General features: G+C 66.8%; 18 protein-coding genes. 6 read left to right on the top strand and 12 right to left on the bottom strand.

Annotated elements, in window-relative coordinates:
* Positions 1–24: 24 nt before the first annotated feature.
* Positions 25–960: a 30S ribosomal protein S2 gene (gene rpsB / locus ACP7AR_RS03430; protein WP_426182779.1), complete on the bottom strand. Its 936-nt coding sequence runs from the start codon at positions 958–960 to the stop codon at positions 25–27.
* 314 nt (positions 961–1,274) lie between these two features.
* Between rpsB and ACP7AR_RS03425 the strand changes: the two genes are divergently transcribed.
* Complete coding sequence (locus ACP7AR_RS03425) at positions 1,275–1,889, top strand: M23 family metallopeptidase (RefSeq protein WP_426182776.1); 615 nt, start codon at positions 1,275–1,277, stop codon at positions 1,887–1,889.
* Here the strand turns inward: ACP7AR_RS03425 and ACP7AR_RS03420 are convergent.
* The 9 genes from ACP7AR_RS03420 to ACP7AR_RS03380 all read right to left on the bottom strand — a co-directional run bounded on the left by ACP7AR_RS03420 (position 1,852) and on the right by ACP7AR_RS03380 (position 8,865).
* A complete protein-coding gene (locus ACP7AR_RS03420) occupies positions 1,852–2,754 on the bottom strand; it encodes a tyrosine recombinase XerC (RefSeq protein WP_426182773.1) in 903 nt (300 codons plus the stop codon). The genes ACP7AR_RS03425 and ACP7AR_RS03420 overlap by 38 nt on opposite strands.
* A gap of 90 nt (positions 2,755–2,844) precedes the next feature.
* On the bottom strand, positions 2,845–4,011 hold the full coding sequence (gene dprA, locus ACP7AR_RS03415) for a DNA-processing protein DprA (RefSeq protein WP_426182770.1): 1,167 nt from the start codon (positions 4,009–4,011) through the stop codon (positions 2,845–2,847).
* The gene (locus ACP7AR_RS03410; RefSeq protein WP_426182768.1) at positions 4,008–5,537 is read right to left on the bottom strand and encodes a YifB family Mg chelatase-like AAA ATPase; all 1,530 of its coding nucleotides are present in this window, start codon (positions 5,535–5,537) and stop codon (positions 4,008–4,010) included. Before ACP7AR_RS03410 ends, dprA begins: the two co-directional genes overlap by 4 nt.
* The gene (locus tag ACP7AR_RS03405) at positions 5,534–5,896 is read right to left on the bottom strand and encodes a YraN family protein (protein ID WP_426182765.1); all 363 of its coding nucleotides are present in this window, start codon (positions 5,894–5,896) and stop codon (positions 5,534–5,536) included. The genes ACP7AR_RS03410 and ACP7AR_RS03405 overlap by 4 nt, the downstream gene beginning before the upstream one ends.
* A 93-nt stretch (positions 5,897–5,989) precedes the next feature.
* A complete protein-coding gene (locus tag ACP7AR_RS03400) occupies positions 5,990–6,316 on the bottom strand; it encodes a DUF2469 family protein (protein WP_033107234.1) in 327 nt (108 codons plus the stop codon).
* A gap of 20 nt (positions 6,317–6,336) precedes the next feature.
* On the bottom strand, positions 6,337–6,996 hold the full coding sequence (locus ACP7AR_RS03395) for a ribonuclease HII (protein ID WP_426182762.1): 660 nt from the start codon (positions 6,994–6,996) through the stop codon (positions 6,337–6,339).
* On the bottom strand, positions 6,993–7,724 hold the full coding sequence (gene lepB / locus ACP7AR_RS03390) for a signal peptidase I (RefSeq protein ID WP_426182758.1): 732 nt from the start codon (positions 7,722–7,724) through the stop codon (positions 6,993–6,995). Before lepB ends, ACP7AR_RS03395 begins: the two co-directional genes overlap by 4 nt.
* A 123-nt stretch (positions 7,725–7,847) precedes the next feature.
* A complete protein-coding gene (rplS, locus tag ACP7AR_RS03385; RefSeq protein ID WP_307364253.1) occupies positions 7,848–8,192 on the bottom strand; it encodes a 50S ribosomal protein L19 in 345 nt (114 codons plus the stop codon).
* Between the two features lie 166 nt (positions 8,193–8,358).
* A complete protein-coding gene (locus ACP7AR_RS03380; protein WP_426182756.1) occupies positions 8,359–8,865 on the bottom strand; it encodes an MFS transporter permease in 507 nt (168 codons plus the stop codon).
* 98 nt (positions 8,866–8,963) lie between these two features.
* Here ACP7AR_RS03380 and map point away from each other — a divergent pair, with 98 nt between their 5' ends.
* Together map and ACP7AR_RS03370 are read left to right on the top strand one after the other, a co-directional pair.
* Positions 8,964–9,746, top strand: coding sequence for a type I methionyl aminopeptidase (gene map / locus ACP7AR_RS03375; protein ID WP_426182753.1), 783 nt, complete (start codon positions 8,964–8,966; stop codon positions 9,744–9,746).
* Between the two features lie 39 nt (positions 9,747–9,785).
* Positions 9,786–10,379, top strand: a complete 594-nt coding sequence (locus tag ACP7AR_RS03370; RefSeq protein ID WP_426182750.1) for a histidine phosphatase family protein — start codon at positions 9,786–9,788, stop codon at positions 10,377–10,379.
* An 82-nt stretch (positions 10,380–10,461) separates the two neighbouring features.
* Here the strand turns inward: ACP7AR_RS03370 and ACP7AR_RS03365 are convergent, their stop codons facing one another.
* Positions 10,462–11,199, bottom strand: coding sequence for a class I SAM-dependent methyltransferase (locus ACP7AR_RS03365; protein ID WP_426182747.1), 738 nt, complete (start codon positions 11,197–11,199; stop codon positions 10,462–10,464).
* Between the two features lie 30 nt (positions 11,200–11,229).
* Positions 11,230–12,828 carry an ABC-F family ATP-binding cassette domain-containing protein gene (locus ACP7AR_RS03360; protein ID WP_426187605.1) on the bottom strand — a complete coding sequence of 533 codons (1,599 nt, stop codon included), beginning with the start codon at positions 12,826–12,828 and terminating at the stop codon, positions 11,230–11,232.
* A 191-nt stretch (positions 12,829–13,019) separates the two neighbouring features.
* On the opposite strand from ACP7AR_RS03360, the gene ACP7AR_RS03355 reads away from it, so the two are divergent.
* From ACP7AR_RS03355 to ACP7AR_RS03345, 3 genes are read left to right on the top strand one after another with little or no spacing between them, the layout of a single operon-like run.
* Entirely contained in the window at positions 13,020–13,691 is a 672-nt protein-coding gene (locus ACP7AR_RS03355) for a DedA family protein (protein ID WP_426182744.1), read from the top strand.
* Positions 13,688–14,956, top strand: coding sequence for a sensor histidine kinase (locus ACP7AR_RS03350; protein WP_426182742.1), 1,269 nt, complete (start codon positions 13,688–13,690; stop codon positions 14,954–14,956). The genes ACP7AR_RS03355 and ACP7AR_RS03350 overlap by 4 nt, the downstream gene beginning before the upstream one ends.
* Positions 14,953–15,621: a response regulator gene (locus ACP7AR_RS03345; protein WP_426182739.1), complete on the top strand. Its 669-nt coding sequence runs from the start codon at positions 14,953–14,955 to the stop codon at positions 15,619–15,621. Before ACP7AR_RS03350 ends, ACP7AR_RS03345 begins: the two co-directional genes overlap by 4 nt.
* Positions 15,622–15,631: the final 10 nt, after the last annotated feature.

The raw sequence follows: 15,631 nt of genomic DNA, 5'->3' as shown, positions 1-15,631 counted from the left end.
TTCGTGATGTGTGTGTACGCGGAATTACTTGGCAGCGTCGGCGTCGGCTGCCTCGGCCGGAGCCTCGGTCGCCGGAGCCTCTTCAGCAGGAGCCTCGGTCGCCTCAGCGGCGGGAGCCTCGGTCGTCTCAGCGGCAGCTTCCTCAGCAGGAGCCTCGGTCGCTTCAGCGGCAGGAGCCTCGGTCGTCTCAGCGGCAGCTCCCTCAGCAGGCGTCTCGAGGAGTTCCTTCTCCCACTCGGCCAGCGGCTCAGCGTCGCCCGACTCGGGGTTGTGCTTCTGCTGCAGGCCCTCGGCCGCGGCGTCGGCGATGATGCGGGTCAGCAGCGAGACCGAGCGGATCGCGTCGTCGTTGCCGGGGATCGGGTACTGGAAGTCGTCCGGGTCGGCGTTCGTGTCGAGGATGCCGATCACGGGGATGCCGAGCTTCTTCGCCTCGTCGATGGCGAGGTGCTCGCGCTTGGCGTCGACGACCCACAGAGCCGAAGGCGTCTTGGTCAGGTTGCGGATTCCGCCGAGCGACTTGTGCAGCTTGTCGAGCTCGCGCTTCTTGAGCAGCAGCTCCTTCTTGGTGAAGCCGCTGTTCGCCGGAACCTCGTAGTCGAGTTCCTCGAGCTCCTTCATGCGTGCAAGACGCTTGGAGATCGTCTGGAAGTTGGTGAGGAGACCGCCGAGCCAGCGCTGGTTCACGAACGGCTGGCCCACGCGCGTGGCCTGCTCGGCCAGGATCTCCTGGGCCTGCTTCTTCGTGCCGACGAAGAGGATGGTTCCGCCGTGGGCGACCGTCTCCTTGACGAAGTCGTAGGCGCTGTCGATGTAGCCCAGCGACTGCTGAAGGTCGATGATGTGGATGCCGCTGCGCTCCGTGAGGATGAAGCGCTTGACCTTCGGGTTCCACCGACGGGTCTGGTGTCCGAAGTGCACGCCGCTGTCGAGCAGCTGGCGGATGGTGACCACAGCCATGGTCGTCTCCTGGTTCTGGCGCGTTCAGCGCCGTTGAGGTTATGTCGCCGATCGGATGATCGGCAGGCCTGGTGCCCGACACGCTCCCACCCGCTCTTGCGAGCAGGACCTGAGGGAGTCGATGCCACGACCTTGTCCTTGCAGACGCCGGTCGCTTTGGGCACGCGTAGTCACCCCGATAATCGAGGTGCGACTTCCAGTGTACAGGATCCGTCGGCGTCGACCTCGCCTGCACAGGCGGCTCTCTGGCCGCGTTCTCCTCAGGAAGCGGGTTTCCCGCCGCGCGTGCGCGGCCGCCGTTCGAAGATGGACCGATGCGAGCCCAGAGCAGACGCGACCAGCGGGTCGCCACGGTGTGCAGAGCGATCGCGTTCACGCTCCTGCTCGTCCTGCTCTCGGGCGCCGCAGTCGTGCCGCCGACGCCGGAGCCGCCGTGGATCTGGCCGGTCGACGGTGATCGCGCCGTCACTGCGCCTTTCCGCGCACCGGCGCATGCCTACGCGTCCGGCCACCGCGGCGTGGACATCGCCGCTCCCGTCGGCACGGTCGTGCACGCGCCGGCCGACGGGATCGTGGCCTTCCGTGGCGTGGTCGTGGACAGGCCGCTGGTCACGATCGACCATGGTGGCGGAATCGTGACGACGTTCGAGCCGGTGGAGTCCACGCTGATGCCTGGCGCCGCGGTCACTGCTGGAGAAGAGATCGGCACTGTTGGGCGCGGCGGTCACACGGCGGCGGACGAACTGCATCTCGGGGTGCGGTTCGACGACGTCTACATCAACCCCATGCTGATGTTCGCAGATGTGCCGCGGGCGATCCTCCTCCCCTGCTGCTCGCCGACTGCCGGCACCTCTGCCGCCGGCGTCCCATCAGCCGGAGCGCCTGATCCGCTCAAGCGCGGGGGTGGGCGAGTCGGTAGGTCGCTGTGAGCCGCTCACTGGAGACGTGGGTGTAGATCTGCGTGGTTCCCAAGCTCGCATGCCCGAGGATCTCCTGCACCGCCCTGAGGTCGGCCCCGCCGTCGAGGAGGTGAGTCGCGGCGGAGTGGCGGAGCGCGTGCGGACCGACGGCGTCTGCGCCGATGATCGGCCCGAGCGCGTGAGCGACCAGTGTGTACACGGCGCGCGGACCGAGACGGCCGCCGCGTACACCGAGGAACACGGCAGGCGTCGTGCGCTCCGCGCGGGTGGCAAGCACGGTGCGTCCACGCGTCAGGTACGCGCCGAGGGCATCGCGTGCGGGGATGCCGTACGGCACGACCCGCTCCTTGGATCCTTTTCCGAGCACTCGAACGGTGGCGCGATCCAGGTCCAGGTCATCGACATCGATGCCGCAGAGCTCCGAGACCCGCATTCCAGACCCGTAGAGGAGTTCGAGGATCGCATGATCGCGAAGACGCAGAGGGTCGCCGTCTGCTGCAGCATCTCGATGCGCCTCGAGAAGGCTCCGCATGCCGTCCTGCGAAGCGACCGCGGGAAGCGTGCGTCCGCGCTTCGGCGCGATCAGGCGCAGGCTCGGATCCACGCTGATCAGCTCCTCATCCTTCGCCCACGAGAAGAAAGATCGTGCGGCCGCGGCCCGCCTGGCCAACGTGGCGCGTGCGTCGCCGCGTTGCGTCGCCCGCCAGAGCCAGTCCCGCAGCGTCTCGAGATCGACGTCGGCGAGCGACCTCTCGCCGACGGCATCCGAGAGATCGTGCAGATCCGAGCGATACGCGCGCACCGTCGCCGGTGAGAGCCTGCGCACCTGCGTGAGATGCGCGGTGAACGCATCGGCGGCGGCATTCAGATCCATGCACCCAGCATGCCCCGCCGCGATCGCGACTTTGAGGTGCCTCGCCGACCCGGCCTGATGAGCGATGAGGCGCCTGGCGGCGATTTGTCATCACCCGGCGCGCAGGCGCCACCCGGCGTCGTCGCTGCTCACTCGCCCTTCCAAGGACAGCAGCCCGAGGAGAGCACGAACGCGCGTGTCGGACAATCCGGCGATCCTGGCGAGTTCTGCGCAGGAGCGGGCCGTGCGTGTGCTCATGGCGTCGATGAGTCGGATCTGATCGGGGTCGACCCTCATCGCGCTGGCGTCACTGCCGCCGAGTCGTGTATCCACACCGAGCAGCTCCCTCACCTCCGTCGTGCTCGTGACACAGCGCGCGTCGTACTCGCGCAGCAGCCGATGGCAGCCGGCGGAAGCAGCAGATGTCACCGGTCCCGGTACCGCCCCGAGGGGTCGCCCGAGCGCGGCCGCGTGCCCTGCGGTGTTCAGCGACCCGCTTCGCCATCCGGCCTCGACGACGACGGTCGCCTGTCCGAGCGCGGCGATGAGTCTGTTCCTCGCGAGGAATCTCCACTTGGTCGGTGCTGCACCGCAAGGCAGCTCGCTCACCATCGCTCCGGACGCCTGGATACGCTCGAACAACTGCTGATGCCCGGCCGGATATGCCCGGTCGACGCCGCCGGCGAGGAAGGCTACGGTTGCGCCGCCGACACCCAACGCCGCACGATGGGCGGCACCGTCTATCCCGTAGGCACCCCCGGAGACCACGAGAGTGCCGGACATCGCCAAGTCGCCGGCGAACTCGGCAGCGACCGACTCGCCGTACGCACTCGCCGCACGTGCGCCGACTATCGAAACCCGCTCGAACGAGACGAGTCGACCCGCGTCGCCTCGGACCCACAACAGCACAGGTGCATGGTCGCCGAGATCATCGAGCGACTCCGGCCAGTTCGCGTCCCCGCGCAGCACCAGGCCCGCTCCCACCTCGTGTGCACCACGAAGCGATTCCGTGACGGCACGAAGTCGGGCGCGCGGCCGCCAACGCCGCTGCGCCTCCCCGATCACTCGGTCGGACAGCGTGAATCGTGAATCCTCCATCGCGACATGCAGCGCCTCGACGACGCCGAGCTCGGCGATCAGCGCCCCTGCCACTCCGTCCCCCGGTTCGGCGATGACGCCCCAGCTGACGCGCGCCAACGTCTCGGCCACATCGTCATCGGGCCGTGCGAGGCGGGCCGCCGCGCACGCCTCAGCATCCCGAAGCAGCGCATCCATCATGCGATCAGTCCCTTCTTCAGGAAGAGCGCGCGCCCGAGTTCGTCATGTCCTGGCGTCTCCACTCCCGCGAGATCTGCCATCGTCCACGCCAGGCGCAGCACGCGGTCGTACCCGCGCAGAGTCAGCATTCCGCGCTCGAGCGCGCGATCGAGCGGCGCCCGCACATCGAAAGGAAGCCGCAGATCGCCCTGTCGCAGATGAGAACCGGCGACCTCGGCATTCAGCGTCCACGGGGTGTCGGCCCATCGTCTGCCCGCGCGCTCTCTTGCTTCCTGCACTCGCGCCCTGGCCGCCGCGGTGGTCGTTCCCGATCGTTCAGGCGCAGTCGCGCGCGATGCCGCGACTCGCGCGACCTGAAGATCGATGTCGATACGGTCACGCAACGGCCCGGACAGGCGCGCCGAGTACCGCCGGATGGCGATCGGCGGACAGATGCACTCGGCTCCGCGAACACCGTAGTTTCCACACGGGCACGGGTTGGTCGCCAGCGCGAGTTGGAACCGCGCGGGGAATCGCGCACGGAAACCGGCACGATCGATCTCGATGCTCCCCGTCTCCAACGGCTGACGCAGCGCATCCAACGCGACACGCGAGAACTCCGCGGCCTCGTCCAAGAACAGGATCCCGCGATGCGCCCTCACGATCGCACCCGGTCGCACTGTCCTCGACCCGCCACCGACGAGCGCGGCCACCGAGGCGCTGTGATGGGGTGCTTCAAGAGGCGGGATGTCGTCGAGGATGTCGACAACGGCACCGGAAAGCGATCGGATCGACGCGACTTCGAGCGCCGCATCCTCGGTCAGGGGTGGGAGTATGCCCGGCAAACGGCGCGCGAGCATCGTCTTTCCCGCGCCCGGTGGGCCGCTCATCAGCAGATGATGACCGCCGGCGGCTGCGACGATCAGGGCATCGACGGCTTCCTCTTGGCCGACGACATCGGCGAGATCGAGCATCTCGGACTTGAGACGCGGCGCGAGGGAAGCAGCGACCGGTTCGACGTCGACCACCGCGATGTCTGCTCCGTGCCACATCGCCACCTCGGCCAGAGTGGTCGCGGCGCGCACCTGCATCCCGGGCACGAGTCTCGCCTCCGCGGCATTCGCGTGCGGCACGACCACCCGCTCGAACCCGGCACGAGCGGCCGCGAAGACGGCGGGAAGCACACCGGGAACAGGGCGCACTCGGCCGTCGAGACCCAGCTCGCCGATGTGCACGGTTCGAGCGATGGATGCGGCGTCGAGGACTCCCCCTGTGGCCACTGCCGATATCGCGATACCCAGGTCGAATCCGCTGCCGTGCTTGGGCAGGCTCGCCGGTGAGAGATTCACCGTCAACCTGCGGCGGGTGAGCTCCAGCGCGGCATTCGTCACCGCGTTGTGCACGCGCTGGGCGGCCTCTCCCAGCGCTTTGTCCGGGAGTCCGACGATCTTGAATCCGGGCGTCTGGTTCGATACATCCGCCTCGATCTCGACGAGGTGGCCGTCCACCCCGGTGAGAGCGACGGCCCATGTGCGCGCCGTCTTCATCGCAGATCCACCAGATGCTCGAGCGTGCCCGTCGCGGGATCCGCACCGATGATTCCGATGATCTCGATGCGCAGCATCCGATGCCCGACGACATCACGATGCTCCGCGGCCCACGCATAGCCCAGACGCCAGAGCCGTTGTCTCTTGCGCTCGTCTATCGCGTCGAAGGGGTGGCCGAAGCCTGTGCTGCGTCTGGTCTTGACCTCGATGATGCCGACGACGCCGTCGTGCTCGGCGACGATGTCGATCTCGCCCTGTGCACACCGCCAGTTGCGGTCGAGGACCCGATATCCGTGCGTCGACAGGTGCTGTGCTGCGCGGTCTTCACCCGCGCGCCCGAGGTCGTCTTTCGCTGCCATGGAGACAGCATGCGCGCGGCGACCAATCCCCCTCCCGCGTGATTCGCACGACCTGGGGAATCCGGCACCAGAACAAGAACGGTGCCGGAAGAGTCACTTACCGTCGAGCGAGAGTTCCTCTGGCAGCTCGAACTCACGCCGCTGCAGCTCTTCGACATTGACGTCCTTGAACGTGAGCACCCGCACGGCCTTGACGAAGCGATCGGCGCGGTAGATGTCCCAGACCCACACGTCCGTCATCGAGATCTCGAAGTAGAAGTCGTGCTCGGTGTCGCGCCGCACGACGTTCACCTCATTCGCGAGGTAGAACCGACGCTCGGTCTCGACGACGTACTGGAATTGGCCTACGACATCCCGATACTCGCGGAACAGCGCGAGTTCGAGCTCTCGGTCGTAATCGTCGAATGCCTCTTCGTCCATGATGAGTCCATCCTACGAGTTCAGAAGAGAGTGGGGGCATCGGCGATCGCCCACGACGCTCGATGAAACGGCGAAAGCCCGGCATCCCTGATCGCCGCGCGGTGTTCCAGGCTCGCATAACCCTTGTTGCGGTCCCACTGATACGCCGGGTGCTCGCAATGCAAATCGGCCATATGCGCGTCACGTGCGACTTTGGCGATCACGGATGCCGCAGACACCGAAGCGCAATCACGGTCGCCCTTGATCACCGAGCGCACCTGCAGAGGGATCGGATGCACGCGTGAGACGTAATCGTGATTGCCGTCCAGGATCACCAGGGCCCCGTCGAGACGCGCGCCCAGTGCGACGACGGCGTCTATCGCGCGGGAGGCCGCGAGTCCGAGTGCGCGCATGATCCCGCCTTCGTCGACCTCGGCAGCGCTCGCCCAGCCGACTCCCGAAGCCTGCACCCAGTCCGCGGCACGGGCGGCCACCTCAGGGCGACGTTTCTCGGTGACGAGTTTGGAGTCGCGCAGTCCTTCAGGAACCCGGCGGCGAGAGCCCGCGGCATCCATCACCGATGCGCCGACGGCGACGGGGCCGGCAAGGGCACCTCGCCCCACCTCATCGAGCGAGATGATCAGATCGAACTCGGCGAGCAGTTTGCGCTCGAGGGTGAGCGTGGGCGCGACGACAGTCATCCCTGCGGATCCGGTACGCCGTTGAAGGTGTCGTGATGACCGTCGACCGCGCCGATGCGGTCCAAGGGCCAGGTGGTGAGGAAGGTCTTGCCGACCACGTTCTCGAGAGGCACGAAACCGCCGCTGGGGAGATCCTGGTGCGCGCGCGCATCCTGCGATCTGTCGCGGTTGTCACCCATCAACCAGAGCGAGTCCGCCGGAACCGTCACGTCGAAGGGTTCATTCGATGCGGCGGTGTCCCCCTCAGGCAGATTCAGATACGACAGTTCGTCGATGGGGGCGCCGTTGATCTCGATCTGTCCGAGCGAATTGCAGCAGACGACGTGGTCACCGGGCAGGCCGATCAGCCGCTTGACCAGATGATCTTCGCTGTCCGACGCGGACAGGCCGATCAGGGTGAGCAGCGAGTCGATCGCCTCGACGAGCGGTGGGCCCGCGGGCTCCTGCACGTGAGCGGGCAGCCACCCACCGGGATCCGCGAACACGACGACATCGCCGCGTGCGTAACCCGTCCAGTTCGGTGTCAGCTCGTCGACCAGAATCCGGTCATTGACGAGGAGAGTGCGTTCCATCGACGCCGAAGGGATGTAGAACGAGCGCACCACGAAGGTCTTCACGAGGAAGGACACGAGCGCCGCGATCACGATGATCACCACGACGTCTCGAAGGAAGATGAGGAATCCGCGACGCCTCCTATGGCGCACGTGGGGGGCGGATCGAGTCGTCATCGCATTCCTTCAGGAAGTTCTTCGCACCGCGCTCTGACGGCACCATCTAGGTTCGCACACTCCAGGGTGAACGAAGGCACCCCGGGACGCTGTGTCCCGGGGTGCCTTGTGAAGAAGCAGCGATCAGCCGCGCTTCTCCTTGATCTTGGCCTTCTTGCCGCGCAGTTCACGGAGGTAGTAGAGCTTCGCGCGACGCACGTCACCGCGGGTGACGACCTCGATGTGGTCGATCACCGGGCTGTGCACCGGGAAGGTGCGCTCGACGCCCACCTGGAAGCTGATCTTGCGGACCGTGAAGGTCTCGCGCACGCCGTCGCCCTGACGGCCGATGACGATGCCCTGGAAGACCTGGACACGGGAGCGGGTGCCCTCGGTGATGTTCACGTGCACCTTGACGGTGTCACCGGGGTTGAAGACAGGAATGTCGGAACGGAGCGAAGCCGCGTCGACGGCGTCCAGGATCTGCATGATCGTCTCTCTCTGCACTCGCCACAGGTCGGATGCATGGGATGGAAGGAATACGTGATTGTGTGCTGAACGGCGCGTGATGCGACCGAGGGCTCCCCTGAGGCAGAGCCGGTAACGGCACAAAGATCTATTCTGCCATGGATCCGGCACCGTGCCAAAACACGGATCAGCGCTCGGAGGCCGGCTTCTCCTGGATGATGAACACGTCGGCCTCAGCCCGGGTCTGACGCTGGCGCGGAGCCTCGGGCTCGGGCCGCGATGTCTCGACCGTCGGTGCGCTGAAGCGGATGCCGCCGCCTGCGCCACGCGCCTCGTTCCACAGCTGCCACAGCATCAGCCAGAACATCGCGAGGGCGACGGCGATCGCGCCGGTCAGCAGAAGTGGGAACCACGCCTGCGGGTAGCAGCCGACGGCGATCGTCAACGCATGCCAGACGGTGAATCCCAGCACGTCCCACCACGAGAGCATCCGGGTCTCGCGCACCGAGGCACGCGCACGCACCAGAAGGGTGAGCACCAACTGCCCGACGAAGACGGACGGGATCGCGATGAAGAGCACCCAGAGGAACGCCCACCCGCCGGCATTGAAGATGCCCCAGCCGATCAGCAGCCACAGCGGCAGCACGACGGCTGCCGGCATGAGCCATCGGTAGAAAGCGCGTCGCAACCACATGATCAGATCGTACGACGCGCGCATGTGCGCTCAGCGTGTGTTCGCTGTGAGCATGGACGGCGCGCATCGGAGAGAATGGATGAGACGAGAGGAACACCATGATCGAATTGCGCACCCCTGCCGAGATCGACGAGATGCGAGCGGCCGGACGATTCGTCGCCGAGACCCTGGCGACACTGCGCGATGAGACCAAGGTCGGAACGAACCTGCTCTCGATCGATCGGCGCGCGCACGACATGATCCGCACGCAGGGCGCCGAGTCCTGCTACATCGACTATCACCCCTCCTTCGGTGCCAGTCCGTTCGGCAAGGTCATCTGCACCTCGATCAACGACGCGGTGCTGCACGGACTCCCCCACGACTACACGCTGCGCGACGGCGATCTGGTCACGCTGGACTTCGCGGTCTCCGTCGACGGCTGGGTGGCCGATTCCGCAGTGTCCTTCGTCGTCGGCACGCCCCGCGATGAGGATCTCCGCCTCATCGACACCACCGAGCGGGCGCTGGATGCCGCGATCGAGGCTGCCACGATCGGCAACCGCATCGGCGACATCTCCGCGGCGATCGCCGCGGTCTCCCACGGCGAGGGCTACTCGATCAACACCGACTTCGGTGGTCACGGCGTCGGCCGCATCATGCACGGCGACCCGCACATCCCGAACAACGGGCGCGCAGGGCGCGGCTTCCCGCTGCGCGCCGGCCTGGTGTTCGCGATCGAGCCGTGGCTGCTCGCGACCACGGATGAACTCGTCACCGACCCGGACGGCTGGACGCTGCGCAGCGTCGACGGTTCTCGGGGTGCCCACTCCGAGCACACGATCGCCGTCACCGAGGACGGCCCGCTCATCCTCACCGACCGCTCTTTCCTCGGGGTGGACTGACTTCTCCGATTTCGACCTGGGATATGCCAATGTGTTGACATGATCCCTGAGGACCGTCACGTGCCGCAGCGTGTGCTGCTGGTGCGTCATGGCCAGACGCTGTGGAATCGCGAAGGACGCCTGCACGGCCAACTGGATTCAGCGCTGACCGCAGAGGGCATCGCACAGGCCTCAGCCGTCGCCGAGCGACTCATACCGTTCGGCGTGCGCACCGTGTGCTCGAGCCCACTCGGCCGCGCGCTGCGGACGGCCGTCATCATCGCCGAGCGGCTCAGCGCCGAGCTCATCGAGGTGCCGGAGCTCAGCGAGCTGCATCTCGGCGACATGGCGGGGATGACCCGCGACGAGATCGAAGAGGCGTTCCCCGGTGCACGCGAGGCCCGCGCCGAGAATCGCTACGGCTGGGCGTTTCCCGGCGGGGAGAGCTACGCAGCAGCGCGGAGCAGAGCGCGACGAGCGTTGTCGGCGTGCGGCTGGGCGGCCGACGGCGTGCCCGTTCTGGTGACGCACGAGATGATCGGCCGGATGCTGCGCGCTGAGCTGCGCGGACTGGATGCTGCGCAGGCGCTCGCGCTGCGGCATCCGCTCGGCGCCGTGTTCGAGGTGACCGACCACTCCGAGCGGATGCTGTAGCCGCCCGGGCGCGAAACCGACTCTGCCGCACGAGACCGAGCGCGTGCAGCTCGTTCTCACGCTGGAACCTCGGTCTCGTGGGTCATGAGGCCGTGTAGATGAAGACGTCGGTGCGCATGGGCAGTGCGAACTGCGACTGTCCGGCCGTCTGCGGATGGGCATCCAGAATCGCCTCCAGCTGGGCGACCATCTGCGCGCGAGTCTCCTCTTCGGCCACGAGGAAGCTGCTCACGGTGAGCCACCGGGAGATGTAGTCGGCACGAGTGATGTTCTCCGACCACGCGATCTCCGTGCGGCGCTCGAAGGTGAAGCCGGGCAGCTCTTCCGCGGCGGAATCGGTGGTGGCATCCTCGTCGGTGACCGCGGGGTGCGCGACGCGGTGACAGGCACGGTCCCATGCGCAGTCCGGATCGGAATGATTCCAGAGCAGGCCGAGCGTGCCGCCCGGCACGAGCACACGAGCGATCTCGGCGCACGCAGTTTCCCGGTCGAACCAGTGGAAGGCCTGCGCCACGGTGACGGCATCCACTGACGAATCGGGCAACGGCATGCTCTCCGCGCCCGCGACGATCGCCTCGACGTCGGGAAGCTTCGCGCGCAGCACATCGAGCATCGCCACGGACGGCTCGACGGCGACCACTCGGTCGGCTCGCGTCACCAGCCGCTGGGTGAACTTCCCCGTGCCCGCTCCGAGGTCGACCACGCTGCCGACGCGTGCCGGAAGGATCTCGGCCGCGGCGGCATCAGGGAACCCCGGACGGAACCGGTCGTATTCCTCACCGATGCTCTCGAACGACTTCGCCAGCTCCTGCTTCTGCATACCTCGACGCTAACAGGAGCGCGCAGTTTGCTACGCGAGCTCGATCAGATCCTGGTACTCCTGGCTCCAGATGTCCTCGACACCGTCGGGCAAGATCAGCACGCGCTCGGGGTTCAGCGACTGCACAGCCCCTGGATCGTGCGAGACGAGCACCACAGCACCCTCGTAGTGCGCCAGAGCGTCGAGGATCTCCTCGCGCGACGCAGGGTCGAGGTTGTTGGTCGGCTCATCGAGCAGCAGCAGGTTCGCGGAAGACACGACGAGGGTCGCCAGCGACAGACGCGTCTTCTCTCCACCGGAGAGCACTCCGGCCGGCTTCAGCACGTCGTCGCCGGTGAACAGGAAGGACCCGAGCACTCGGCGCGCTTCCATCTCGGTGATGTGCGGTGCCGCGGAGACCATGTTCTGAAGAACGGACCGTTCGACGTCGAGGTTCTCGTGCTCCTGCGCGTAGTAGCCGATCTTCACCCCGAACCCGGGCTGCAACTCCCCCGTGTCCGGCTGGTCGACGCCGGCGAGCATGCGCAACAGGGTCGTCTTACCTGCACCGTTGAGGCCGAGCACGACCACCTTCGAGCCGCGGTCGATCGCGAGGTCGACGTCGGTGAAGATCTCCAGCGAACCGTACGACTTCGAGAGTCCAGAGGCCATCATCGGCGTCTTGCCGCAAGGCGCGGGCTTCGGGAAACGCAGCTTGGCGACCCGGTCGACCTCGCGCACGTCATCCAGACCAGCCAGCATCTTCTCGGCGCGCGCCACCATCTGATGCGCAGCGGCGGCCTTCGACGCCTTGGCTCCGAAGCGAGCGGCCTGCTGCTGCAGCGTCGTCGCCTTCTTCTCGACGTTCGCGCGCTCCTTCTTGCGGCGCTCTTCGTCGGCCACCCGCTGGCGCAGGTAGTTCTTCCAGTTCATGTTGTAGATGTCGATGCTCTGCCGGTTCGCGTCGAGGTAGAACACGCGGTTCACCGTCTCGCCGACGATCTCGACGTCGTGACTGATCACGATCAGCCCGCCCTTGTAGCTCTTCAGGAACTCGCGCAGCCACACGACACTGTCGGCGTCGAGGTGGTTCGTCGGCTCGTCGAGGATCATCGTCTCGGCATCGGAGAACAGGATGCGTGCGAGCTCGATGCGGCGGCGCTGACCACCGGAGAGCGACTTCAGCGGCTGGTCGAGAATCCGGTCAGGCAGCGAGAGGTTGTTGGCGATGGAGGCCGCTTCCGCCTCCGCAGCGTAGCCGCCGAGTCCCTCGAACTGCTCGGTCAGATTACCGAAGCGACGCATCGCCTTGTCAGCGACCTTCGGGTCGTCGGAAGCCATGTCTTCAGCGGCCTTTGTCATCCCCAGCTGAATCGTGCCGAGGCCTCGTGCATCAAGGATGCGCGTGCGAGCCAGCATCTCGGGATCGCCGCTGCGGGGGTCCTGCGGAAGGTAGCCGAGCTCGCCGGACTTCGTGACCTTGCCGTCAGAGGGCAGCAGATCGCCTGCGAGCACCTTGGTCAGAGTGGTCTTGCCGGCGCCGTTGCGTCCGACCAGCCCGATCTTGTCGCCGTCGGAGACGCGGAACGACACGCCATCCATGAGGAGGCGGGCGCCAACGCGAATCTCGAGGTCGTGCACGGCAAGCACAGCGATAGTCCATTTCGTCAGGGTGGGGTGGGTCGGCCGCTGCATGCGCAGACGCGGGGCCAGCCTCTCAGTATAGGTCGGACCACCTGTCAGGACGCCCACACACCGATCCGCAAGACACCTCTGCAGTATGACGAGGTAGATACCTGAGGGTGATGTGTGCGAACCCGGCCGATACGTACGTTCTACGAGTGGACATCATCAACGACATCATCCTCCAGGCCGCCGCCTCGCCATGGCTCTACCTCGTGATGTTCGCGACAGCGGTGATCGACGGCTTCTTCCCGCCGATCCCGAGCGAGACGGTGCTCGTCGCAGCGGCCGCCGTCGCGGCATCCACCGGCGAGACGAACGTGCCGCTGCTGATCGCCGTCGCAGCGCTCGGGGCGATGATCGGAGACAACATCGCGTACGCGATCGGTCGATCCGTCGGAACGACCCGGTTCGCGTGGATGCGCCGGCCCAGGGTGGCGGCGACGTTCGAACGAGCCCAGCGCACTCTCTCACGCAGCGGTGCACCGCTCATTCTCGGAGCACGATACATCCCGGTCGGGCGCGTCGCGGTGAACATGTCGGCGGGTGCCCTCGGATACTCATGGCGGCGCTTCCTGCCGCTCAGCATGGTCGGCGGTGTGATGTGGGCTGCTTACAGCGCAGGCATCGGTCTCCTCGCCGGACATTGGCTCGAGGATCAGCCGCTGCTCAGCGCCGTCTTCGGCGTCGGCTTCGCCCTGGTCCTCGGTTTCGTGATCGATCGTGTCGCGGCCGCGATCCGGCGGCGGCGCGCCGACCGCACTGCGCGCTCCGCATCACCCGCGGAGTCCGAAGTGCGCGTCTGCGACCCCGCAGGGGTGACAGGATGACTCAGATGAAGGCCGCCCGATTCGACAAGCGCGAGAAGAAGCGCGCGAAGCGCGACGCGAAGAAACGCGACACGTCCGCTCGCCGTTCCGCACTTCCGCGCAACCGTCGCACGATCATGATCGTGATCCTCTCGGCGATCGCGATCGCGCTGTACTCGGTCATGGTCCCGGTGCACGTCGCGCTGTACGCGAGCTCGGTTCCGATCATGATGCTGCTCGCGGCGGTCGCGGTCACTGCCGCGCTCGTCGGCGTCCGGTATCCGAACCTGGCGATCATCATGTTCACCGTCGCCGCAGTGCTGATCCCGCTCACCATCAGCAGAGATGCGGCAGTGCACGCACCATGGCCATGGTCGGTGCCGATGCTCATCTCCTTCGCCGTCACCGTGGCCGCCCTCACCTTCCAGCACGGATGGCGTCGCGGCCTGATCATGTTCGCACTGGGCACGGGGTCGGGGCTCATCGCATCGATCATGCTCCCGACCGTGCCGAGCGCGAACTCCCTGATCGTCACCACGTCGGTGGTCGGCGGAATCTATCTGATCGCGGTTCTGCTCGCAGGGCGCTTGCGCCTGGGCGACGAACTCACCCGCCAACGCGCCCACACGGCTGAGGAACAGGCCCGCCGGGAACTCGTCGAAGAACGCACACGGATCGCCCGCGAACTGCACGACGTCGTCGCGCACAGCATGTCCGTCATCCAGGTTCAGGCCTCGACGGCCCGCTACCGACTGCCCGATCTTCCTGCCGATGCACTGTCGGAGTTCGATGATCTGGCGGCCACTGCCCGTTCGTCGCTCACCGAGATGCGACGCCTGCTGGGAGTACTGCGCACAGAGGACCAGTCCGCTGAGCTCACCCCGCAGCAGGGCATCGACGACATTCCGGCGCTCGTCGACAGCATCCGCCGGGCCGGGGTCGATGTCGGGCTGGAGCTCGTCACGGCCGACGTCTCCTCTGCACCCGCCGGCGTGCAGATCGCCGCGTTCCGCATCGTCCAGGAAGCGCTGAGCAATGCCGTGCGGCACGCCCCAGGATCTCGCATCACGGTGAGCGTGCGCACTGATGACGCAGCGATCCGCCTCCGAGTGCACAACAACGCCGCGACGCGTGAGATCGCAGCCCAGCCCAGCGGGCACGGCCTTCGCGGCATGCGAGAACGCGTCGCTCTCGTCGACGGTACTCTTGAGGCCGGTCCGGATGCGGACGGCGGCTGGACCGTCGCAGCTGCGCTTCCGTGGAACTCGAAGCAGGAGAGCGCGTGACGATAGAAGTACTCATCGCCGACGATCAGGCGATGGTGCGTGCCGGCTTCGCCGCGCTCCTCGACGCACACGACGGCATCACCGTCACGGGCCAGGCATCAGACGGGGCCGAGGCAGTGGCCCTCGCCGCGCGTCTCGATCCGGACGTGATCCTGATGGATGTGCGGATGCCGGAGCTCGACGGCATCGAGGCGACCAGGAGGATCCTCGGACCCGCGTATCCGGCTGCCAAGGTTCCCCGCATCCTGATGCTCACGACCTTCGACATCGACGACTACGTGTACGACGCACTGCAGGCCGGGGCGAGCGGCTTCCTCCTGAAGGACGCACTCCCGGAAGAACTCGTGCACGCCGTCCGCGTCATCGCCGCCGGTGACGCCCTGCTGTCGCCGAGCGTCACCAGACGGATGATCGCGCAGTTCGCGGCGCAGAAACCCCGCACCACGGCCTCCGGCAACCTCCTCGCCGATCTCACCGACCGCGAGCGGGAAGTACTCGTCCTCATCGGACAGGGTCGCTCGAACAGCGAGATCGCCACGTCACTGTTCATCGCAGAGCAGACCGTGAAGACGCACGTCGGCAAAGTGCTCGCGAAGATCGGCGCGCGAGACCGCGTGCAGGCCGTGATCTTCGCCTACGACACCGGCCTCGCAGAACCAGCCTGAGGCCCCTACC

Origin of the sequence: Microbacterium sp. TWP3-1-2b2, assembly GCF_049896145.1 — a bacterium.
Classification (GTDB): domain Bacteria; phylum Actinomycetota; class Actinomycetes; order Actinomycetales; family Microbacteriaceae; genus Microbacterium.
The sequence above is the reverse complement of the archived record's forward strand: the minus strand, read 5'-3'. Positions and strand labels throughout refer to the sequence as shown.

Coding starts and splice junctions, on each gene's coding strand:
- ACP7AR_RS03365 (WP_426182747.1), bottom strand. CDS start 11,199: ATGCAGAAGCAGGAGCTGGCGAAGTCGTTCGAGAGCATCGGTGAGGAA.
- map (WP_426182753.1), top strand. CDS start 8,964: ATGATCGAATTGCGCACCCCTGCCGAGATCGACGAGATGCGAGCGGCC.
- ACP7AR_RS03370 (WP_426182750.1), top strand. CDS start 9,786: ATGATCCCTGAGGACCGTCACGTGCCGCAGCGTGTGCTGCTGGTGCGT.
- ACP7AR_RS03350 (WP_426182742.1), top strand. CDS start 13,688: ATGACTCAGATGAAGGCCGCCCGATTCGACAAGCGCGAGAAGAAGCGC.
- rplS (WP_307364253.1), bottom strand. CDS start 8,192: ATGCAGATCCTGGACGCCGTCGACGCGGCTTCGCTCCGTTCCGACATT.
- ACP7AR_RS03380 (WP_426182756.1), bottom strand. CDS start 8,865: ATGTGGTTGCGACGCGCTTTCTACCGATGGCTCATGCCGGCAGCCGTC.
- rpsB (WP_426182779.1), bottom strand. CDS start 960: ATGGCTGTGGTCACCATCCGCCAGCTGCTCGACAGCGGCGTGCACTTC.
- ACP7AR_RS03400 (WP_033107234.1), bottom strand. CDS start 6,316: ATGGACGAAGAGGCATTCGACGATTACGACCGAGAGCTCGAACTCGCG.
- ACP7AR_RS03410 (WP_426182768.1), bottom strand. CDS start 5,537: ATGAAGACGGCGCGCACATGGGCCGTCGCTCTCACCGGGGTGGACGGC.
- lepB (WP_426182758.1), bottom strand. CDS start 7,724: ATGACGACTCGATCCGCCCCCCACGTGCGCCATAGGAGGCGTCGCGGA.
- ACP7AR_RS03405 (WP_426182765.1), bottom strand. CDS start 5,896: ATGGCAGCGAAAGACGACCTCGGGCGCGCGGGTGAAGACCGCGCAGCA.
- ACP7AR_RS03425 (WP_426182776.1), top strand. CDS start 1,275: ATGCGAGCCCAGAGCAGACGCGACCAGCGGGTCGCCACGGTGTGCAGA.
- dprA (WP_426182770.1), bottom strand. CDS start 4,011: ATGATGGATGCGCTGCTTCGGGATGCTGAGGCGTGCGCGGCGGCCCGC.
- ACP7AR_RS03420 (WP_426182773.1), bottom strand. CDS start 2,754: ATGGATCTGAATGCCGCCGCCGATGCGTTCACCGCGCATCTCACGCAG.
- ACP7AR_RS03395 (WP_426182762.1), bottom strand. CDS start 6,996: ATGACTGTCGTCGCGCCCACGCTCACCCTCGAGCGCAAACTGCTCGCC.